Annotated in this window: 20 protein-coding genes; 2 read left to right on the top strand and 18 right to left on the bottom strand. The window is 57.5% G+C overall.

The features are described from left to right. The 17 genes from T518_RS11575 to tsaE form a co-directional block, all read right to left on the bottom strand. On the bottom strand, window positions 1–175 hold a 175-nt coding region (locus tag T518_RS11575), incomplete at its 3' end, for a transposase (RefSeq protein WP_211248179.1). 203 nt (window positions 176–378) lie between these two features. After that, window positions 379–822, bottom strand: coding sequence for a hypothetical protein (locus tag T518_RS04935; RefSeq protein ID WP_081828424.1), 444 nt, complete (start codon window positions 820–822; stop codon window positions 379–381). Window positions 823–936: 114 nt separating this feature from the next. Beyond that, on the bottom strand, window positions 937–1,587 hold the full coding sequence (locus T518_RS04930) for an HAD family hydrolase (RefSeq protein ID WP_036376105.1): 651 nt from the start codon (window positions 1,585–1,587) through the stop codon (window positions 937–939). Window positions 1,588–1,750: 163 nt separating this feature from the next. Next, window positions 1,751–3,580 (bottom strand): glutamine--fructose-6-phosphate transaminase (isomerizing), encoded by a 1,830-nt coding sequence (gene glmS, locus T518_RS04925; protein WP_036376102.1) that lies wholly within the window; start codon window positions 3,578–3,580, stop codon window positions 1,751–1,753. Window positions 3,581–3,986: 406 nt separating this feature from the next. Next, entirely contained in the window at window positions 3,987–5,612 is a 1,626-nt protein-coding gene (groL, locus tag T518_RS04920) for a chaperonin GroEL (protein WP_036376098.1), read from the bottom strand. Window positions 5,613–5,655: 43 nt separating this feature from the next. Beyond that, window positions 5,656–5,937, bottom strand: a complete 282-nt coding sequence (gene groES, locus T518_RS04915) for a co-chaperone GroES (RefSeq protein ID WP_005839486.1) — start codon at window positions 5,935–5,937, stop codon at window positions 5,656–5,658. A 184-nt stretch (window positions 5,938–6,121) separates the two neighbouring features. Then, window positions 6,122–7,756 (bottom strand): sulfate adenylyltransferase subunit 1, encoded by a 1,635-nt coding sequence (locus T518_RS04910; protein ID WP_072003571.1) that lies wholly within the window; start codon window positions 7,754–7,756, stop codon window positions 6,122–6,124. A 1-nt stretch (window position 7,757) separates the two neighbouring features. After that, window positions 7,758–8,666 carry a sulfate adenylyltransferase subunit CysD gene (cysD, locus tag T518_RS04905; RefSeq protein ID WP_036376094.1) on the bottom strand — a complete coding sequence of 303 codons (909 nt, stop codon included), beginning with the start codon at window positions 8,664–8,666 and terminating at the stop codon, window positions 7,758–7,760. A 17-nt stretch (window positions 8,667–8,683) separates the two neighbouring features. Further along, window positions 8,684–9,007, bottom strand: coding sequence for a 4Fe-4S dicluster domain-containing protein (locus tag T518_RS04900; RefSeq protein WP_036376091.1), 324 nt, complete (start codon window positions 9,005–9,007; stop codon window positions 8,684–8,686). Further along, complete coding sequence (locus T518_RS04895) at window positions 8,988–10,685, bottom strand: adenylyl-sulfate reductase subunit alpha (protein ID WP_036376089.1); 1,698 nt, start codon at window positions 10,683–10,685, stop codon at window positions 8,988–8,990. The genes T518_RS04900 and T518_RS04895 overlap by 20 nt, the downstream gene beginning before the upstream one ends. A 55-nt stretch (window positions 10,686–10,740) precedes the next feature. Next, window positions 10,741–12,234, bottom strand: coding sequence for a chromate transporter (locus tag T518_RS11360; protein ID WP_162177205.1), 1,494 nt, complete (start codon window positions 12,232–12,234; stop codon window positions 10,741–10,743). 205 nt (window positions 12,235–12,439) lie between these two features. Then, complete coding sequence (locus T518_RS04885; RefSeq protein WP_036376086.1) at window positions 12,440–13,027, bottom strand: ANTAR domain-containing response regulator; 588 nt, start codon at window positions 13,025–13,027, stop codon at window positions 12,440–12,442. A gap of 67 nt (window positions 13,028–13,094) precedes the next feature. Further along, window positions 13,095–14,543 carry a sensor histidine kinase gene (locus T518_RS04880; RefSeq protein WP_036376083.1) on the bottom strand — a complete coding sequence of 483 codons (1,449 nt, stop codon included), beginning with the start codon at window positions 14,541–14,543 and terminating at the stop codon, window positions 13,095–13,097. Window positions 14,544–14,678: 135 nt separating this feature from the next. After that, a complete protein-coding gene (gene tsaD, locus T518_RS04875; RefSeq protein WP_391510236.1) occupies window positions 14,679–15,707 on the bottom strand; it encodes a tRNA (adenosine(37)-N6)-threonylcarbamoyltransferase complex transferase subunit TsaD in 1,029 nt (342 codons plus the stop codon). Between the two features lie 37 nt (window positions 15,708–15,744). Then, a complete protein-coding gene (gene rimI / locus T518_RS04870; RefSeq protein WP_036376077.1) occupies window positions 15,745–16,188 on the bottom strand; it encodes a ribosomal protein S18-alanine N-acetyltransferase in 444 nt (147 codons plus the stop codon). Next, the gene (tsaB, locus tag T518_RS04865) at window positions 16,185–16,895 is read right to left on the bottom strand and encodes a tRNA (adenosine(37)-N6)-threonylcarbamoyltransferase complex dimerization subunit type 1 TsaB (protein WP_036376073.1); all 711 of its coding nucleotides are present in this window, start codon (window positions 16,893–16,895) and stop codon (window positions 16,185–16,187) included. The genes rimI and tsaB overlap by 4 nt, the downstream gene beginning before the upstream one ends. Continuing rightward, a complete protein-coding gene (tsaE, locus tag T518_RS04860) occupies window positions 16,876–17,355 on the bottom strand; it encodes a tRNA (adenosine(37)-N6)-threonylcarbamoyltransferase complex ATPase subunit type 1 TsaE (protein ID WP_036376130.1) in 480 nt (159 codons plus the stop codon). The genes tsaB and tsaE overlap by 20 nt, the downstream gene beginning before the upstream one ends. A 355-nt stretch (window positions 17,356–17,710) precedes the next feature. Here tsaE and T518_RS04855 point away from each other — a divergent pair, with 355 nt between their 5' ends. Further along, complete coding sequence (locus tag T518_RS04855) at window positions 17,711–18,256, top strand: NADH peroxidase (protein ID WP_036376069.1); 546 nt, start codon at window positions 17,711–17,713, stop codon at window positions 18,254–18,256. Window positions 18,257–18,517: 261 nt separating this feature from the next. Next, entirely contained in the window at window positions 18,518–19,717 is a 1,200-nt protein-coding gene (locus T518_RS04850; protein WP_036376066.1) for a type III PLP-dependent enzyme, read from the top strand. Between the two features lie 105 nt (window positions 19,718–19,822). Here T518_RS04850 and abc-f read toward each other — a convergent pair whose 3' ends face one another. Further along, window positions 19,823–21,379, bottom strand: coding sequence for a ribosomal protection-like ABC-F family protein (gene abc-f, locus T518_RS04845; protein WP_036376062.1), 1,557 nt, complete (start codon window positions 21,377–21,379; stop codon window positions 19,823–19,825). Between the last annotated feature and the right edge of the window lie 8 nt (window positions 21,380–21,387).

Genomic DNA, 21,387 nt, shown 5'->3' with positions numbered 1-21,387 from the left:
CCTCGGCTTCTAACAAGTTCACCTGTTTCCACCGACACAGTTCCCTTAAGATTTGACCAATCTCGTACCGCTTCTGACCATAAAAGACCTTTCTTCTGTATTTAGGGGCAAATACAATATGATATTTACACTCCCATTTTGTATGTGATAAACTATGTACATCGTAATCTTTCATTACGATATACCTCCTTTGTCGTATTGGTTGCAGTTGACGGACCGCAACTTCATACTTCAAGGGAGGTTTATTAAATCCTTTAAAGACTCATCGCTAAAGCTTTATCGAGCCCCTGGTCTAACCAGGGGTTTTCTATATACAAAAAGAAGGCTGCCTATCAAACAGCCTTCTTCCACTGACTTCTACCAAGTCTGCTCCTGCATTTACCAGATGGTCTTCATCATCGTGCGGTAATTCTCGTTGAGGAATGTGATCATGACGTTGAACATGCCGTAGACCATGTCACCGATCTCCTCGGCCTTCTCGTCGGGCGTGATCATGCAGATATCGAGGATCAGTGAACCCTCACCGTCGAAGTAGAGCTTGAACGGCTTGTACTTGAGGTTGAGATCGTTTGCCAGTTTGAGCACAGCCAGCTCATTTTCCTCCGTCTTGCACTTCGGCGAAATCTGCACGCGGATCATGGAGAAGATACTGCGGTCCAACAGGACGAGCAGCGGCAGCTCTTGTCCATCCACCTCTACACGCGAGCGGAATACCGTCGTCTGCTCCGGATCATTCTCGATTATCTCCGATACGAATGCCTTGATCTCCTTGGCATCCAGGAAATCCTGGAATGCTCTTGCTTTTGTTGCCATTTCTGCCATTGCGACTCCTCCTCCATTGTCTGCTGTCTGCAGGTACTATGGTGCCTATTCGTATATTTATAGTTCGACATGCGAAGTGGATATTCCTGCAAAAACGAACAGAGAATCGAAGGTTCAGAATGCAGAAAGGTCAATCTCCTCTAAGCGGTCGACAACCATGTCGCAGATGGAGAGGTCCTGGTTGGGACTGTGCGGGCTGTTGAAGCCGATACAGGTCATGCCGGCTGCCTTGGCCGCCCGCGCACCGTTAGCGGCGTCCTCGACGACGACACAGTCCCGTGGATCCACGCGCAGATAGGCGGCCGTCTGCAGGTAGATGGCAGGGTTCGGCTTCGACTCAGGCAGATTTGTGCCGCTCATGAGAAGGTCGAAGTGGTCGCGGATGCCGAGATCGTCGACAACAAAGGCGATGAAATCATCACTCGACGAACTCGCAATCGCTGTCTTGAGCCCATGCGACTGGCGCAGTTCATTTGTCGCACGGATCAATTCCAGGCTGCCCGCAATCGGCGTGACATGTGTCTCATGCAGGATCTTGTTGAAAAGATAAGCCTTCGCCTTTGCGAGCTTCTCTGCAGAGGGCTTGATGCAAAATTGCTTCCGAAGGTCTTCAAAAATCATGACGTCTGTCATGCCCTGATAGCGCTGGAAATAAGCGAGCTCAAGCTCGACGCCCATCTTCTTCATGACATGCTGCTCAGCCTGCATGTGCACTGGTTCTGTATCGGCAATGACGCCGTCCATATCGTAGATGAATGCTTTCAAGATAATTCCTCCATTCATGCATTCGTGTCATGCATTCGTGCCTGCACACGATGAGTGTGACGGTCAGGCAATAGAACGAGAAGCCTCCTGCCCGCAGGCAAAAAGGCTTCTCGTAGACAATCTGTAATTCTATATCCGTATCGGACGCAATGGGGCACAGCTTTTATTCAACCGTGACCGACTTCGCGAGGTTGCGCGGTTTATCGACGTCACAGCCGCGCGTGATGGCGGCATAGTAAGCGAGCAACTGGAGCGGCACAACCGTCAGCAACGGCAGAAGCAGCTCATCCGTCTCCGGGACCATGATGACATGATCGACATACTTCTCAAGCTCCGTATCGCCTTCTGCAGCGATGCCGATGACGACGGCATCACGTGCCTTGACTTCCTTGATGTTCGACAGCGTCTTCTCGTAGACGCTCTTCTGCGTTGCGAGGGCGATGACTGGTACACCCTCGACGATTAGGGCCAGCGTGCCGTGCTTGAGCTCGCCGGCAGCGTATGCCTCCGCATGGATGTACGAGATCTCCTTGAGTTTCAATGCACCTTCAAGGGCAACATCGTAATCGAGCAGACGGCCGATATAGAAGACATCTTCGTTGAATCCGTACTGCTTGGCAAATGTCTTGATTGGGTCGACGTCCGAGAGTTCCTCGCTAATCTGTGCCGGCACGTTCTTGAGCTTCGTAATGAGGTCTTCAAGGCGCTCCGGCGTCTGCGTCTTCTTGATCTGCGCCATGTAGAGGGCGAGCATGAAGAACAGGATGAGCTGCGTCGTGTAGGCCTTCGTCGAAGCGACGGCGATTTCCGGGCCAGCCCACGTGTAGAGCACCTGATCTGCCTCACGGGCAATCGAGGAGCCGACGACATTCGTCAGGGCCAGCGTCTTGGCACCAAGGCGCTTCGACTCTTTCATCGCAGCGAGCGTATCGCTCGTCTCGCCCGACTGCGATACAGCGATGAACAGCGTGTTCTCGTCGACGATCGGTTCGCGATAGCGGAACTCCGAAGCGACGTCGACTTCGACAATCGTGCGGGCTAGTTTCTCGATGTAGAACTTGCCGACGAGGCCAGCATGGTAAGCCGTGCCGCAGGCGACGATGTAAATCTTATTGAAGGAATTGAGGTAATCCGCATCCCACTTGAGCTCGTTCATGACGATGGACTTGCCGTCTTTCGCGATGCGCTGGCTCATCGTGTCGCGGACAGCCTTCGGCTGCTCGTTGATTTCCTTGAGCATGAAGTGCTCGTAACCGCCCTTCTCGGCAGCCTCGGCATTCCAGTTGACCTCAAAGACCTTCTTCGTCACGGGCTCACCGCGGCGATTCGTGATCTTGATGGCATCCTTCGTGACGACGGCGAGCTCGCCGTCGTTGAGGATGTACGTGCGGCGCGTGCGTGCGATGATGGCGGGGATATCCGATGCGATGAAGTTCTCGCCCTCACCGATGCCGATGACGAGCGGGTTGTCCTGCTTTGTGCAGATGAGCTTGTCCGGCTCTCTCTTGCTCATGAAGACGAGCGAATACGAACCTTCGATGCGGTGCAGCACTTCGCGGACCGAGGAAACGAAATCACCGTTGTAGACCTCTTCGAGCAGATGGGCGACAACTTCCGTATCCGTCTCCGACTTGAAGACATGGCCCTTCTCGATGAGCTCTTCTTTCAGGCCGAGATAGTTCTCGATGATGCCGTTGTGCACGACGACAAAGTCGCCCGTGCAATCCGTATGCGGATGCGCATTGCGGTCCGACGGACGGCCGTGCGTTGCCCAGCGCGTATGGCCGATACCAATCGTGCCCTGCGGCATGTCATCCTTGATCTTGTCGCGCAGCGCCGCGAGGCGGCCGACGCTCTTCTCGACGCGGATGCGATTGCCGTCATAGACAGCGATGCCGGCCGAATCGTAGCCGCGGTACTCAAGCTTCGAGAGTCCCTCGAGCAGGAAGTTCGCAGCCTGCTTGTCACCGACATAACCTACAATACCACACATGATACATACCTCCTGGTAGTCTTGCAACAGGATCCCTCGAACTGCCTTTGTCGTGAGGATTACTCCTCATCTTTCAGCAGACCGTATCGACTGGGACGGCCGGAAGGCATCCGCTGACGTTTCGACAACCTTCTCCTCGTTTTCCCCGCTGAGCTTTCAAGCCCATCTTGGGGAACTAGCGCTAAGAATTGCTTCTTTTCCGTAATGTCCCTGCTGCACAATCAAACCTATCATCAGAACATCGCAAGGCGATTCTGATACGATGCTATTCTAGCTTAAAACCATCTTATTGTCAACAATTGCTCGTGCCAGGCGGCCTATGCAGCCTCCCAAAAGCAAAAATCTCCATCCGGATCATCCGGATGGAGATTTTTGATTCAGTTCAGGGGATGCAACCGCGAAGGGATTACATCATGCCCGGCATGCCGCCCATGCCCGGAGCAGCCGGCGCCGGAGCTTCTTTTTCCGGCTTGTCAGCGACGAGCGTCTCCGTGGTCAGTACCATGGAAGCAATCGAAGCAGCGTTCTGCAGAGCGGAGCGCGTGACCTTTGCCGGATCGACAATGCCAGCCTTGAGCATGTCAACGTATTCGTTCTTGAGGGCGTTGAAGCCGATGCCCGTGCCAGCCTTCTTGACGTTCTCGACGACGACAGAGCCTTCGAGGCCTGCGTTCTGAGCAATCTGACGGACCGGCTCTTCGATAGCGCGTTTAACGATGTTGACACCGACCTTCTCGTCGCCTTCGACCTCGAGCTTATCGAGTGCCGGCAGGATGTCGAGGAACGTCGTGCCACCGCCTGCGACGATGCCTTCTTCAACAGCAGCGCGCGTAGCATTCAGCGCATCCTCGATGCGGTACTTCTTGTCCTTCATCTCGACTTCCGTAGCAGCGCCGATCTCGATGACAGCAACACCACCGGAAAGCTTTGCGAGGCGCTCCTGCAGTTTCTCGCGGTCGAAATCGCTCGTCGTCTGGGAAATCTGCTGCTTGATCTGTGCAACGCGCTCAGCAATGGCGTCCTTGTCGCCCTTGCCGCCGATGATCGTCGTCTCGTCCTTCGTGGAGACCATCTTGTGCGCCTGGCCGAGGTCAGCGAGCGTGACGCTGTCGAGCTTGCGGCCGAGCTCTTCGCTGATGACCGTGCCGCCCGTCAGCGTAGCGATATCCTGCAGCATAGCCTTGCGGCGGTCACCGAAGCCCGGAGCCTTGACGGCCAGAGCCTTGAACGTGCCGCGCAGCTTGTTGACGACGATCGTCGTCAGTGCTTCGCCGTCGACATCCTCAGCGATGATGGCGAGCTGCTTGCCGGCCTTGACAACCTGCTCGAGGATCGGCAGGATGTCGTTGATAGCCGAGATCTTGCGGTCCGTGATGAGGATGTACGGATCATCGAGAGCTGCCTCCATCTTGTCCGTATCCGTGACGAGGTACGGGGAGATGTAGCCGCGGTCGAACTGCATGCCTTCCTTGACGGAGAGGTTCGTGCGCATCGTCTTGGATTCCTCGACCGTGATGACGCCGTCCTTGCCGACCTTCTCCATGGCCTCAGCAATCAGGTTGCCCGTCTCTTCGTTCGCGGAAGAAATCGTAGCAACCTGCGCGATGTCAGCCTGGCCTTCAACCTTCTTGGCCTTCGTCTTGATCTCCTCGACGAGCGTCTTGACCGCTTCGTCAATGCCCTTCTTGATGATCATCGGGTTGGCGCCAGCAGCGACATTCTTCATGCCCTCATGGATCATGGCCTGTGCCAGGAGCGTTGCCGTCGTCGTGCCATCACCGGCGATGTCGTTCGTCTTCGTGGCGACTTCCTTGACGAGCTGTGCGCCCATGTTCTCAAACGGATCTTCGAGCTCGATGTCGCGTGCAATCGTGACACCATCGTTCGTGATCGTCGGAGCGCCGAACTTCTTGTCGAGGACGACATTGCGGCCCTTTGGTCCAAGCGTTACCTTTACGGCATTTGCCAGTGCATCAACACCGCGGCCAAGTGCGCGGCGAGCTTCTTCGTCAAACAGAATCTGTTTTGCCATTTATATTACCTCCGAGAAAAGTCTGATTGAAATCACGGGATGATCAGATGACAGCGAGGATATCGCTCTCACGGACGATCAGGTAATCCTTGCCCTCTACCTTGACCTCTGAACCCGAGTATTTGGAGAAGATGACGCCATCGCCGACCTTGACTTCCATAGCAGCGCGCTCGCCATTATCGAGCAGCTTGCCAGCGCCAACTGCAACGACTGTGCCCTTCTGCGGCTTCTCTTTCGCCGTATCCGGCAGTACAATACCGCTGGCCGTCTTTACATCGCTCTCTGCAACTTCGATGACAACTCTTTCGCCCAATGGCTTAATCATAGGTATCTTCCTCCTATAAAATGAATTTACATGTTGATGGTGTTAGCACTCACTAGACCTGAGTGCTAACTACAGTCTTTATATTACCCCCTCTAAGTCAAAATGTCAATATCAAAATCCATAAAAAGTCAAAAAAACAAAGACCAGGTCAATCTGGTCTTTGTTTCGGATCTGCCAATATCGATTAGATAATCCAGTTGTTCGGTGCCATCATGGAGTCGAGCATGGAATGGTGCAGGATGGTCTCCGCAATCTGCTGGGATGTGCTCTCTGCGGCGGCTTTGCCGGAGAGCTCGCTGAAGGTCCGGACGCCTTCCGGCAATGGCTGGTCTTTGTCGAGCACGAGCAGGACGACGAGGCCTGCCTGCAGCAGGTGGCGGAGCACCGGAGCAGGATCTTCGTCCGCACTCGGATGATAGAGGTACGTGTGGCGGCCGTTGCGCACGAGGTAGTACTCGGCTTCTTCAACGGTCGCAAGCGAGATACCGTCTTTTGCAGGCTCGAAAGCGACGGCAAGAGGTGCCTGCCAGTTGAGCGCGCTGCGCATCTGCTGATTTGCCGCAAAGTGGCGCTTCTCTGTCCCGTCAGGAATCTCGCGCACGACGCCGCAGGCCGATGTCATATTGCTGATGCGGTCGATGAGGATGAGCTCGCCCTGCGTGCGGTGATGGTCGAATGTGTCGAGCACGATCGGCTCCGTCACGGCGATCTCGCAGAGCGCGATCTCGTTCTTCTTGAGGCCAGTTGCCTCGACATGCTCGCCCGTATTGATATCGATGCGGTAATCGATCTTCGTCAGGATACCCGGGATTTTCTTGGTGCCGAGAAATACCATGAAGTTCTTGCCGATGGAAAGCGGCACATCATCCATCCAGAGGATCTCAGCCTTGAAGTTCGCGGCCTGGCGGACATGGCTGCCCTTCTCGAGCACGCAGCCGCGCGAGACGTCGACCTCGCGGTTGAGCTGGATCGTGACCGGCTGCCCCTTGAACGCCGACTCGGCTTCATGGTCGGCCACGAGGATCTTCTTGACTTCGGCCTGCTCGCCGCTCGGCTGTGAGGTGATAGTATCGCCGACGGCGATGCTGCCGCTCTCGATCTGGCCCTGGAAGCCGCGGAATTCGTGATTTGGGCGGCAGACGCGCTGAACGGGCATGTAAAAGCCCTCTTCGTGAACGGCACTGACGTCGACCTGCTCCAGATAATCGAGCAGCGTCGGGCCGTCATACCAGGTCATGGCGGACGACTTCTTCGTGACGTTGTCGCCCTCTGTCGCCGATACAGGAATGAGCTTGACATCGTGAAGATGAAGCTCTTGCTGCAGGGCCTCGATCTGCGCCTGGATCTCCTTGAAGCGCGCCTCCGAGTAGTCGACGAGGTCCATCTTGTTGATGGCAAAGACAAAGTACCGGATACCCATGAGGGCGCAGATGCGGGCATGGCGGCGCGTCTGCGTCAGGACACCCTGCGTCGCGTCGACGAGGATGACGGCAAGGTCTGCAAATGATGCACCGCAGGCCATGTTGCGCGTGTACTCCTCGTGGCCCGGCGTATCCGCACAGATGAAGCTGCGGTTGTCCGTCGTGAAGTAGCGGTAGGCGACATCGATCGTGATGCCCTGCTCACGCTCTGCGAGAAGTCCGTCCAGGAGCAGCGAATAGTCGATGGCGCCACCGCGGCTGCCGACTTTCGAGTCGAGCAGCAGCGCTTCTTTCTGATCGGCATAGATGAGTTTCGCATCGTATAAGAGATGGCCGATGAGCGTGGACTTGCCGTCGTCGACGCTTCCGCAGGTGATGAATTTGAGTAAATCGTTCATATCAGAAATAACCCTCCCGTTTCCGGCGTTCCATGCTGCCGGCTCCCTCGTGATCGATGACACGGCTCGTGCGCTCCGATTCGACAGCGCCGAGTGTCTCCTCCACGATTGCATCCAACGTATCAGCCTCTGACTCAACAGCCCCTGTCAGCGGATAGCAGCCGAGCGTGCGGAAGCGGACCTTCTTGTGCTCGATATCCTCTGGCCTTAGATTGAGCTTCTTGACGATGCGGTCATCGTCAATCATGATGAGATTGCCGTCGCGCTCGATGACCGGGCGCTCCTTGGCAAAATAAAGAGAAACAATCTCGAGGTTCTCGCGGCGGATATACTGCCAGATATCTTTCTCCGTCCAGTTGGACAACGGGAAGACGCGGATGCTCTCGCCCTTGTTGATCTGGGAATTGTAGAGCTTCCACATCTCCGGGCGCTGATTCTTCGGATCCCAGGCCTGGGCCGCATTGCGGAACGAGAAGATGCGTTCCTTGGCACGCGATTTCTCCTCATCGCGGCGGCCGCCGCCGAACGCTGCGGTAAAGCCGTATTTCGTTAAAGCCTGCTTCAGGGCCTGCGTCTTCATGATGTCCGTATACGAGGCGCCGTAGTCAAACGGATTGACACCGGCTGCCAGCCCTTCTTCATTCTTGTACTCAATCATATCGAGTCCGTACTTCTTCGCCTGTGCATCGCGGAAGGCGATCATCTCATGGAACTTCCACGTCGTGTTGATGTGCAGGAACGGGAACGGCGGCTTCTCCGGGTAAAAGGCCTTGAGGGCAAGATGCATCATGACCGTGCTGTCCTTGCCGATGGAATAGAGCATGACTGGTTTCTCGGATTCGGCCGCAACCTCTCGAATGATGTAGATGGCCTCGGCCTCGAGTGCATCGAGATGCGATAATTTTCCCATATGTATTGACTCCTTACTCAGTATTGGTTGGCATTCTCGCGATCGATCGTAATGGTGACCTCCTGCTGGTCAGCCTTGCGGATATGCCAGTGATAGTAATGACCTTCTTTGTGGATTGTCATCGTGCTGCCACTGCCGCCAAGGTCAGCACCGAGGAAGTAGCCTATCGCACTAACAGGACATTCCTTCATGCAGGCCGTACAGCCCCAGCAATCGCGGACCTCGCGGATCTTCGCCTTCCTGCCCGACGGTCCATCCTGCAAGAGAATGAGATTGCCGGGGCAGGCTTCCGTGCAGCGGCCGCAGCCGATGCAGCGGTCCTCATGGATGCGTATGCTCATAATGACCTCCTTTGACCAGCGGCCTTCTATATATATGGAAGGATCCGTTTTCCCAGCGCGAATTGATGTAGCAGCAGCCCTCCGGCGACTGTTCCGGATAGTCGGCATTCTCGCCGAACGTATGCCAGCGCGTCTCGCGGCGCGCGAGGAGGTGCGCAATGAGGGCACGGCAGACCGTCAGCCTCTCGCGCAGCTCATAGATCTTGAGCAGTTCGTACGGGCCATCTGCTGCGAGCTGTGGCAGCAGGGATTCAAGATGCTTGATTTGCTCATCTGCCAGTTCCAGGCGGCTCTTGTTGTAACGGTAGTCTGTATGGATGCCTCCTGCATACTCGTCCATGACCTTCTGCATGGCTTCTTCCAGCTGCTCTGCCGTCAGATTGCCGGGCTCATGCGAGAGATATGCTTCGTAATCCGTCCAGGCAGGCGCATCTTCACGCCGGTCGCCAAGCGCTTCCTTGTCCCTGCCAGCGACGAGGTATCCAGCCAGCGCTTCGGCAGCAATCTCACCTTCAGCGAGTGCTCCCGTCACGTATTTCTGCGGGGCACCGCCTGCGACATCACCGGCGGCAAACAGCCCGTGAACGGTCGTTTCCCGCTTTGTATCGACCCAGAATCCGCTGGCCGTATGGCCGCCGACCACATATGGTTCCGTACCCTCGACCTCGACAGGCTGCTCTTTCGGCCCTTTGCCGCTCTCGATCCACTTGAGCGTCTGCGCCGGTGCCATGTTGAGGTATGCGTGATAGAGATTGCCCTGCTGCTCTGCTGTGATGTGACGCGTATCGAGGTAGCAGGGACCGTTACCCTTGCGGTTCTCCTCCACAGTCCCGAAGATGCGCTGCGGTGTCGTGAGACCGTACTTCGTCTCATAGATTTCACCTCTGGCATTGACCTGCTTGGCCCCGACGCCCTGTGCAATCGTGCCGGTCGGCGCAATCGTATCCTTGCAACGCAATGCAATGAAGCGGTGCTCGAGCGTCGTCATCTCTGCGCCAGCACGGATGCCCATCGCATAGCCTGCCCCCGTGTTGAACGGCGGATACCACATCTTGTGGCGCGAAAAACCTGGATTATTGGGGCGGTAAAGTCCTGCAGCTCCGCCCGTCGCGATGAGCACCGCTCTCGCCTCTATGTCGTAAGCGGTCAAATCGCGAACAGAAAAGCCCCAGGCACCGTGCACCGTACCGTCCGTGACCTTGAGATCTGTGATATTGACGTGATTGAGCACGGTGACGTTGTTCTGCTCGCGCACGCCCTTGGCCAGGAGCGGCTTGATATTCTCGCCGTTGATCTTGACGTTGCGCCACCCGCGCGTGACATAATTCCCGCTTTCATCCTTCAGGATCACGAGCCCGCGGCGCTCGAGGTCTTCCGTGACCTCGTTGACAGACTCTGCGATTGTCATCATGAGATCATCGCGGATGATGCCCTCCGCATCCTTGCGTGCATACTCGACGTAGTCGGCCGGCGTGTGGCCGTTCGAGATGTAGGCATTGAGCGCATTGACACCCGCGGCCAGGCAGCCGCTGCGTTCGATATTCGCTTTTTCAGCGACGAGCACGCGCAGCTCCTTCTCTGCGCCGAGCTTGATGGCGGCATAACAGCCAGCCGTGCCGCCGCCAATGATGAGCACATCGGTCTCCAGACGGCTCCGCTTCAGCTTTACATTCTTCATATCATCTCTCCTAAAATCACTCCATGGTAACAGTCGATACATACACCATTCACATTCAGATGAGGAAAAGTCCAAATCCCGCTGCTGCCGACACGAGCATCGGCACGGTCATGGCCTTCCTGCGGACAAAGAGCAGGTACAGGCAGAAGACTGCCAGCAGGATGCTCATCGTAAGGACAATCCCTTCTGGCACCAGCAGCCCCGTGCCGATCTCCAGATTCGTGCGCAGCATCGAGAGTGCAACATTGAGCAGCAGGCCGCTGATGATGGGGCGCACCCAGAGGCTGATCTGGCGGAAGACCGGCACGTCGTGAAAGGTCCGCAGCAGACGCGCGATGATGCCGAAGATCAAGCCCGACGCCGCGACGCTGACGGCAAAGCCTGCCAGCGAGAGAGCGAGACCCGCGCTCATGCCGCCCATGCGAAGGCCGGAAAGATAACCGATTCCCGTGAGGATCTTGCAGAGGATTGACCCTGGCAGGGCATTGGCCACGGGTACGAGCTGGCCATAGAAATCGGCCGAAACCACTGTGCCGCCCTGGACAAACAGGCCGTCCGCAATCGTCAGGTAGGCATCGCCACCGCCAAATGAGAGCAGCGACGAGAGGAATCCCTCCCCGATGTACGCGGAGCTGCCCTGCACCATCGTGATGGCCGGCAGGCTAAGCGCCAAGGCAAAAGCCAGCCAGACGAATGCATCGCGCAGCGTGTCCTTGAGAAGCTTTACGCCATCGACGGATTCTCCGCCCATGCGGAAGCTCTTGACAAGCCCCCTGAAAACGAGCCATCCCATGAACAGGATAGTGGCATCGTGGACACCTGTCAGAGCCGGTGCCAAAGGATGACTGCCGCTCAGCAGGAACGAGGCTGTGAGCAGGCCGGCCACAATGGCTTTTGCCCGCGAGATGCCGCTGCCGAGGTAGACAATCAGGAAGAACAAAAGCCCGAGGATGGACAGGATGGACAGATTGAACACAGGCTTAGCCGAAATGCCGAGCAGTGCATAGAGGTTTGCCTCCGAAGAGAACAGGAATACCGCCACCATCGCCAGGCACATCGTGCGGAACACGCGCGTGCCGGCCTGCCGCATCGCGGTGAGCGTCTTAAGCACATAAGCTGCCAACAGGCTGATGATGAACGCACCGAGGCCGATCGAAGCATAGCGGATCCCCGTCAGGGCAGCCCCTTGTTCTCCCGTCAGCACCGCAAGGATCAGGATGGTGAGGAGGGCTCCCGGCAGAGCCATCATCGAAGATGCTACGAGCATGCCCGCATGGCCGCCGAGCCTCTGGCCGATGCCTGCCGCAATCTCGACAGGCAGAGCCCCCGGCGTGATGCAGGCCGCGACGACATCCTCATCGTACGCGCGCTTTGTGACGAGCTTGCCGTTTTCCACGACTTCCTTCTCAATGACGGGAATCAGAGCATTGCCGCCGCCAAAACCGATGGCACCGATGCGCAGCATACTCATGCCCAGTCGCACGATATCCGCGTAACCGTGCAGCATGCTCTGATACAATCCATTGGCCTGCACAAAGATATGTTCCACTGCCATCACCTCACAAATCATCCACACAAAAGAAAAGAGGTCCTAAGGCGGGCGCATTGCGCGCTTGCCTTAGAACCTCCATTTTTTCTGGTCAGTTCTCATCAAACTTCAAATGATGTTTTTATCTTAACCGAGATAACATAGTTTGTCAATATGTAAACAAAAATTTATGTCAAAATACAGAATTCCATGCAGCCATGAGGCATCAAACCCTGCCGCCCGCCGCCTTGACGATGGCCTCGGCGACATCCTTGACCGTCAGGCGCTTCATCATCGCGTACTGCTGGATGCGGCGGTAGGCCTCCTGCTCAGAGAGATGATGGGCCGCCATGAGGATGCCCTTGGCCCGGTCGAGCGTCTTGCGCATGGCCAGCGAATCGCGCAGGCCAGCGAGCTCCTGCTCGAGGCCCTGCATCTCCCGCCAACGCGACATGGCGATCTCGATGGCCGGGAAGAGGTTGTTCTCCTGCACTGGCTTGACAAGGTAGCCGAGCACGCCAGAGTCCTTAGCCTTCTCGACGATCTCCGGCTGGCTGAAGGCAGTGAGCAACAGGACAGGCGCCAGCTTCTCCTCCGAGATCTTGCGCGCAGCCGTGATGCCGTCCATCTGCGGCATCTTGATGTCCATGATGACGAGGTCCGGGCGATGCTGCCGCGTCAGTTCCACCGCCTTGCGCCCGTCAATGGCCTCACCGACGACCTCATGACCAGCTTCTTCGAGCATCTCACGCAAATCCATGCGAATGATGGATTCATTATCTGCAATGACAATCCGTAACGTCTCATGTGCCATAAGTATTCCAGCCTTCCCTTGCAATCTTTCCAAAAACAACAAAACAAAAACGATAGCGCCTGACACGTCAGCCTTGTCCCTCGTCTGTCGGATTCGGCTGCACCTTCGGGATGCGCAGGCGCGCATGCGCGCCGTGCCCAGGACCCCGCTCGTCGTTCTCGATGGAGAACGTGCCGCCGAGGTCGCCCTCGACGAGCGTTTGGACGATCGTCAGCCCCAGCGACTTGCGTGGCAAGTCTTCAAAGCCATCCGGCAGCCCTACGCCGTCGTCGTAGAAATCGAGATGCCAGTGGTCTTCATCCTCCTGCACGGCCAGGCCGATGAGGCCCGATTTGCGGCCCGTGAAAGCGTGCTCCATCGCATTGAGCACGAGCTCGTTGAGCACGAGCGCCACAGAGCTCGCGCACTTCGACGGCAGGATGAGGCGTGGGCCCCGGAACTCCGTCCGTATCGTGAACTCCCGGTCTGTCATGTTGCGCGCAGCCAGGTCGAAGATGTGGCCCATGACCTCCTGGACATCGATGTCCTCGCTGCCCTGCTGCGAAAGGTACTCGTGGACGACGGAGATGGAGAGGATGCGGTTGACACTCTCCTTCAACGCCGCCTTTACCTCGGCCGTCTTGGCCCGCCGCGCCTGGATGCGCAGCAGGCTCGCGATGGCCTGCAGGTTGTTCTTGACGCGGTGATGAATCTCCTGGATGACAGCCGACTTGATGCGGATCTCCTTGTCCTTGGCGCGTGTCTCCGTGACATCCGAGATGATGACGATGCACATGCAGAGATTGCCGCCCTCGCGGATGACGATCTCGCGCCTGATGAGGATGAGCCCGCCTGCCGTGATCTCCTTCTGCCACGGGCGCTCCGTCTCCACCGTCTCGCGCGTGACATGCTGCGTCATCTGGCGGTCAAAGAGATGGCCGCCGCGCAGGCTGCCGACGCCGAGCACGCGGTAGATGCGCTGTGCCGCCGCATCCGCAAAGACGATGCGGCTGTGCGCATCTGTGATGATGATGCCGTCGCTCGCCGTGATGGGGCGGAACTGCTCCGGATTGAGGATGTGGCGCGCATGGTAGAGCACGGCTACCGCCGCATCGAGCAGGTGCGAATAGCCCTCGATTGAGAGCTTGTCGAGGTCGACCTCGAAATTCAGTACGCCGATGACCTTGTCGCCGTCGTGGATGCCAAACGTGAACATATCGATCATCGAGCCGTAATTCCACTCGCGCTTGCCGCGCGCCGGCTTGCCCGTCTGGAAGGTCTCTTTGATGAGCGGCTCCTCGATGCAACGCACCAGCTTCCCGACCGCACTGTCCTTGCCAGGCAGGTAGACCGTATGCGGCCGCTGCTGCGCTATGACCAGGAAGTACTCGGGGTCCTTCGCCTTCACGTAGACCTTGAGCTCGCCGTGTGCAAGGTCCGCGAGGAAGGGAAAGACGATCGCCATGCGGGCCAGCAGGCTGATCTGCAGCATCGTGAGCCGCGTCTGCGCCCTGCAGAGCCGTGTAATGTCATCCATATATCCGCACCTCTCTTTTACAATTTCTGCTATACAGTATAACAGAAAACGCATACTTTGTAATGTAGAAATTCATGAATACATTCGATGAACAAAAAAGGCCGCTGCTCATAGGCAGCGGTCCAAATCGCTCTCTTATTCTCTTTCCTCCAAGCCGAGTCCCGGCACAGCGTTGAGGTAAAGGTCGCTGAAGTCGCCGTGCTTCGCCTGATAGTAGCCGCGGCAGGCGATCATCGCCGCATTGTCCGTGCAGAGGATGCGGCTTGGATAGAAGAAGCGCACGCCAGTCTCAGCGGCGCGCTCGCGCAGGCGCGCCTCGAGGCCGCTGTTGGCCGCGACGCCGCCGGCCAGCACGAGCGTATCGCGCCCTGCGCGCTGCACGGCATCGAAGGCCTTCTCGACGAGCACCTCGACGACGGAGTGCTGGAACGAGGCCGCGATGTCGGCCTTGCGCAGCTCATGACCCTTCATCTTCTCGCTGTTGATGTAATTGAGAACAGCCGACTTGAGGCCGCTGAAGCTGAACTCATAGTTGCCCTTCTCCTCGAGTGCGCGCGGGAAGTCGATGGCGAGAGGGTCGCCCTCCTTGGCCAGCGCATCAATGCGTGGGCCGCCCGGATACGGCAGGCCCATGACGCGCGCGATCTTGTCAAAGGCCTCGCCCGCCGCATCATCGCGCGTCTGTCCCATCATGTGGAACGTGTCGTAGCCGCGCACATCGACGAGAGCCGTGTGACCGCCTGAGACGACAAGTGCCATGAAGGGCGGCTCGAGCGTCGGTTCCGCGAGGAAGTTCGCGAAGATATGGCCTTCGAGATGGTTGACACCGATGAGCGGCTTGTCGAGCGCAAAGGCCAGGGCCTTGGCCGCCGAGACGCCGACGAGCAGTGCGCCGACGAGTCCCGGTCCGTACGTCACGGCGACCTGGTCGATGTCCGTGAGCGTCACACCGGCCTGGCGGACGGCCTCATCGATGACGGGCATGATGTTGACGATGTGCTTGCGCGAAGCGATCTCCGGCACGACACCGCCAAACTTCTGGTGAATGGGAATCTGCGTCGAGATGACGTTCGACAGGACCGTGCGGCCACCGCGCAGCACGGCAGCCGACGTCTCATCACAGCTCGACTCAATGCCCAGAGTCAGGATTTCCTTTTCCAAAATAATCTCTCCTCATCGCTGCACTCAGCCAGAACAGCGATCACAATTTCGTATTCCACATGATGATGGCATCTTCGCCATTGTCATGGTAGTATTTCTTGCGGACACCGGCCTCGCGGAAGCCGTAATGCGCGTAGAGGGCGCGCGCCGGTGCATTCGACGGGCGCACCTCGAGCGTCATCGCCGTCACGCCGCGCGCCTTTACGAGCGCAATGAGTTCCGCCATGAGACGCGTGCCAACTTTATGGCCGCGACACTCCGGCACAATCGCGACATTCGTGATCTGCGCCTCCTCAAAGGAGATCCAGCAGCCGGCGTAGCCGATGACCTTCTCCCCATCGAGCGCGAGCAGGTAGCACGTGTTCTCGTTGGCGGCTTCCTTCCAGAACGACTCGCGCGACCACGGGATGGCAAAGCACGCCTTCTCCACGGCCTCGACAGCGTCGGCATCCTCCGGCTTCATCTCGCGAAAAGTCAGATTCATTTCGCACCCTCCGGATGGCGCTTCTCCCAGAGGACCTCCGCCTCGCTGCGGCGGATGTAGACGGGCTCCATGTTCATGACATTGTCCGCATGGCCCGCAGCGAACTCCTGCAGGCCGAGCATGGCGACACAGGCCGCCCGCGGCATGACGAGATGTGCCGGCGCGACCGAGACATTCGATGGCAGGTCGACCTTGCCGCGGATGCGGCGCGCAGCGATGTCGCCGAGCACGACGACTTCACGCCCCGACTCTGCGCACTCTGCGAGGATCTCCGCGATGGGCAGAACCTCCACAGGATTGACGATGCGCAGTTCTCCATGTTCCCACTCATAGCTCTCGCGGTAGGCATTGCCCTTCTGTGCATCCAAGAGGCTCACGATGCGGATGCCCGGAACGGGATAGTGGAAGGCGAGCGCCTTGAGCGTCGAGACGCCGACGATGGGAAGATTCAAGGCATACGCCATAGCCTTCGCAGCCGCCAGTCCGATGCGCAGCCCCGTAAAGGAGCCCGGGCCTATGCTGACGGCAATGCCCTCAAGATTCTCTTTCCTGACGTTTGCCATGCGCAGGACTTCCTTTATATGGGGCATCAGCGTCTCCGAGTGCGTGAGCTTGGCCTGCATCGTCAGCTCCGCTGCGAGCTTATCGACAGAAGCCACGGCGACACTCGAGACTTGCGTTGCCGTATCAATGGCTAAAATAGACAAATGACTCCAACTCCTTTATGAATTCCTGATAGCGCTCTCCGATACTCGCAAAGATGATGCGGCGTCCATCCGCATCGTCCGACTTCTCGATGCGGACCTCGACATGATCCTCTGGCATGCACTGCGGAAACTTGTCCGACCATTCGATGACGACGATGCCCTCTGGGTCCTCCGTGTATTCATAGAAGCCAATGTCCTCGAGCTCCTCCTCCGTCTCGAGGCGGTAGAGGTCGAAATGGTAGATCGGGCAGATGCCTTCGTATACGTTCATGAGGTTGAACGTCGGGCTCGTCACCTCGCCTTCGACGCCGAGCGTATGCGCAAGGCTCTGGACGAACAAGGTCTTGCCGACTCCGAGGTCTCCCTCCAGGCAGAGCACAGTTCCCTCCCGTATCTTTTGTCCAACCATCTCGGCCAAATGGGCAGTCTCCTCGGGAGAATTCGTTGTACAGGTAAACATTTTTGTTTCTTATCGCTCCTATATGGTATAGTCTCATAGTCTGTAGTCAAAACGTATCCTCATTATATCACACGGAATTCATTCGGTAAATCAGCAGGCAGTCCCATATTCAATAATTATTATCCGTAACTAATTTATTTAATAAAATGTGATATACGGCGATACAAGTAGATAAAATTAGCATTCGAGAGATAATCTTCTTCAATCGCTCCATATAGATATTCCTATTTGCTGTCATATGCCGTATAATCAAAGCATAGCAAGTGAGCAACACCGGTGAGCGGCCGAGAGCCGACAGCCGGTACCCACCTACGATGTGTATGAAAATCAAGATATATTTTAGGAGGCTATCATTATGAAAAAGTTTGTTTGCACGGTTTGCGGTTATGTTTACGAAGGCGAAGCAGCTCCGGCTGAGTGCCCGATCTGCCATGCTCCGGCATCCAAGTTCGTTGAGCAGAGCGGTGAGATGACGTTTGCAGATGAGCATCGCGTCGGTGTTGCTAAGGACGTTGATCCGCGCATCCTCGAAGGCCTTCGCCAGAACTTCACGGGCGAGTGCTCCGAAGTCGGCATGTACCTCGCTATGAGCCGCCAGGCTGATCGTGAAGGCTATCCGGAAATCGCAGAGGCTTACAAGCGCTATGCATTCGAAGAAGCAGAGCATGCTGCTAAGTTCGCTGAGCTCCTCGGCGAGGTCCTGACGAACAGCACGGAGAAGAACCTCACGATGCGCATCGATGCAGAGCACGGCGCTTGCGCTGGCAAGAAAGAGCTCGCAACGCTCGCAAAGCAGCTCGGCCTTGACGCTGTCCATGACACGGTTCACGAGATGGCAAAAGACGAGGCTCGCCATGGCCGCGGCTTCAAGGGCCTCTTCGACCGTTACTTCGGCAAATAATCCCTTGTCCTAAACTCCTAAACATCATATAATCCACACAAAGACCTGTTCTGCAGCGCATCCGCAGAGCAGGTCTTTTGTATACATTAAAAGGATATTGTGTTTTTTTATGCATAACTGTTGAAAAGAGACAGCAAAAGCCTTATACTAAGCGTGACCTGAAAATGCAACGGAGCAAGACGACTGGCGTCACTATGTCGCTTGCTCCGTTTTTTCAGAGTGCATGCGTATCTATATGAACTGTACAGGAAGGGTTGTGTTATGAGAAGCTTTATCCTCAACGAAAACGAAATGAATGAAATGGCCAAGAGACAGCCGACGCCATTCCTCGTGCTGTCCGTCGACCGGGTTGCCGAGAACTACGCGTTCCTGCGCAAGCACCTGCCGCGCGCCGGCATCTACTATGCCATCAAGGCGAACCCTCATCCGCGCGTGCTCGAGCGCCTCGCCTCCCTTGGCTCACACTTCGATGTCGCATCGGCCGGCGAGATGGAGATGCTCCACAAAGCTGGCGTCGACGGGTCGCGCATGATTTACGCCAATCCGGTACACGATGCACGCGGTTTTTCGGCGGCCTCCCGTCTCGGCGTCCGCCGCTTTACGTTCGACGATGCCAGCGAGATTCCCAAACTCGCTGCCGCGGCGCCCGGCGCCGATGTCCTCGTGCGCGTGCAGGTCCACAACAGCAAGGCGCTCGTCGACCTCAACACGAAGTTCGGCGCACCGCTCGATAAGGCCCTGCCTCTCTTGCGCAAGGCCGAACAGTCCGGACTCCACGCCAAGGGCATCTGCTTCCACGTCGGCAGCCAGTCCCTGTCCACCGCAGCGTACGAAGAAGCGCTGCTGCTCGTTCATCACCGTTTCCTTGAGGCCGAAGCCTCCGGCATGCACCTGACCGATCTCGATATCGGCGGCGGCTTCCCGATCCCGTCGGCTGAAGGGCTGCACGTCGACCTCGCCGCCATGCTCGAGGCCATCAACCGACAGCTCGACCGCCTGTTCCCGCACACGGCTGTCTGGACGGAGCCGGGCCGCTTCCTCTGCGGCACAGCCATGAATCTTGTGACCTCCGTCATCGGCACGAAGCAGCGCGGCGATATCCCATGGTACATCCTCGACGAAGGCATCTACGGTGTCTTCTCGGGCATCCTGTTCGACCACTGGGAATATCCGCTGCACTGCTTCGGCAAGGGCAGGAAAGTCCCCTCGACATTCGCGGGGCCGAGCTGCGACGGCATCGATGTGCTCTACCGCGATTTCCCCGCACCGAAGCTCCCGATCGGCGCCAAGGTGCTCGTCAGCGACATCGGCGCCTACACGACAGTCTCCGCCACGCGCTTCAACGGCTTTGAGCCCGCCCCCGTCCTCATCTGGGAGGACCAGGCCGACCTCGTCGCCAAGAGCCGCAAGACCAGCGAAAACGATAAAGCATCCGAGTCATGCCTTGCGCAGATGCCCTGACAGTCGGACAGGCTGAGATGCGGGCAGCAAAAAACTCCGCTCCTTCCGTCATTCATGATGCATGACGGAAGGAGCGGAGTCTTTTTATTCTGCTATGAAATCAGGTCAGACGATTTTCGTCGACCAGCTCTCGATGTTCCAGACGGTGTCGACGAGATCTTCGTAGAAGTCGGGCTCATGCGAGACGAGCAGCAGCGTGCCCTTGTACTCCTGCAGTGCGCGCTTGAGCTCTTTCTTGGCCTCGACGTCGAGGTGGTTCGTCGGCTCGTCGAGCACGAGCAGATTGACCGGCTTCTGCATGATCTTGGCCAGGCGGACCTTAGCCGCCTCGCCGCCTGAGAGCGCCGTCATCTTCGTCGTGATGTGCTCATTCGTCAGGCCGCACGAAGCCAGCGCCGCACGCACCTCGAAGTTCGTCATGCCGGGGTACTCCTGCCAGAGCTCTTCGAGGGCCGTGTTCATATTGCCCTTGGCCTCCTCCTGCTCGAAGTAGCCGACCGAGACGAATTCGCCGTGCTCGATATCACCTGAAACCGGCTTGATGAGGCCGAGCAGCGTCTTTAAGAGCGTCGACTTGCCGAGGCCGTTCGTGCCGCGGATTGCGATTTTCTTGTTGCGCTCGACCTTGATGTCGACGGGCTTCGTCAGCGGCGTGTCATAGCCGAGCACGAGACGCTGCGCCTCGATAACAAAGCGCGACGGCGTGCGGTCCGGCTGGAAGTGGAAGTGCGGTTTCGGCTTCTCCTGGCGCTTCGTCAGGATCTCCATCTTGTCGAGCTTTTTCTGGCGGCTGTTGGCCATGCCGCGCGTCGCGACGCGCGCCTTGTTGCGCTGGATGAAGTCCTGCTCGCGCTTGATCTCCGCCTGCTGGCGCTCATAGGCCGCCTCTTCCTGGCGACGCTTGAGCGCAGCCATCTCCTCAAACTTCTCGTAGCTTCCCGTATAGCGCGTGAGCTTGTAGTTGTCAACATGCCAGATGACATTCGTCACCGCATTGAGGAACGGCACGTCGTGCGAGATGACGATAAAGGCATTCTCGTAATTCGTCAGGTAGTTCTTGAGCCACTCGATGTGCTCGGCGTCGAGGTAGTTCGTCGGCTCGTCGAGCAGCAGGATTTCCGGGTTCTCGAGCAGGAGCTTCGTCAGGAGGACCTTCGTGCGCTGGCCGCCCGAGAGCTCGTCCACCTTGCGGTCAAGGCCGATGTCGCGCAGGCCGAGGCCGCCTGCGACCTCTTCGATGCGCGCGTCAATCGTATAGTAGCTGCCCGCCTCGAGGATGTCCTGGATGTCGCCGACATCCTTCATGAGCTTGTCCATCTCCTCTGGCGTTGCCTCGCCCATCTTGTCGTAGGCCGCGAGCATCTCCTGCTCGAGCGTCACGAGATGGTCGAATGCCGTGCGCAGCGTTTCCCGGATCGTCATGCCCGGCTTCAGCGCCGCGTGCTGGTCAAGATACCCGACCTTCGTGCGCTTCGCCCAGGTCACCTGCCCCGCATCCGGAGTCAGCTTGCCCGTGATGATTGCCATGAACGTCGACTTGCCCTCGCCATTCGCCCCGACCAGCGCCACATGCTCCCCCTTCAGCAGGCGGAACGAAACATCCTCAAAAATCTCCCGCCCGCCATAGCTGTGCGAAAGATGCGAAACCTCCAGTACGCTCATATCGTGCT

The organism is Mitsuokella jalaludinii DSM 13811 (assembly GCF_000702905.1).
Taxonomy (GTDB): Bacteria; Bacillota; Negativicutes; order Selenomonadales; family Selenomonadaceae; genus Mitsuokella; species Mitsuokella jalaludinii.
Note: the sequence above shows the minus strand (reverse complement) of the source record. Positions and strands in the feature narration are given on the sequence as shown.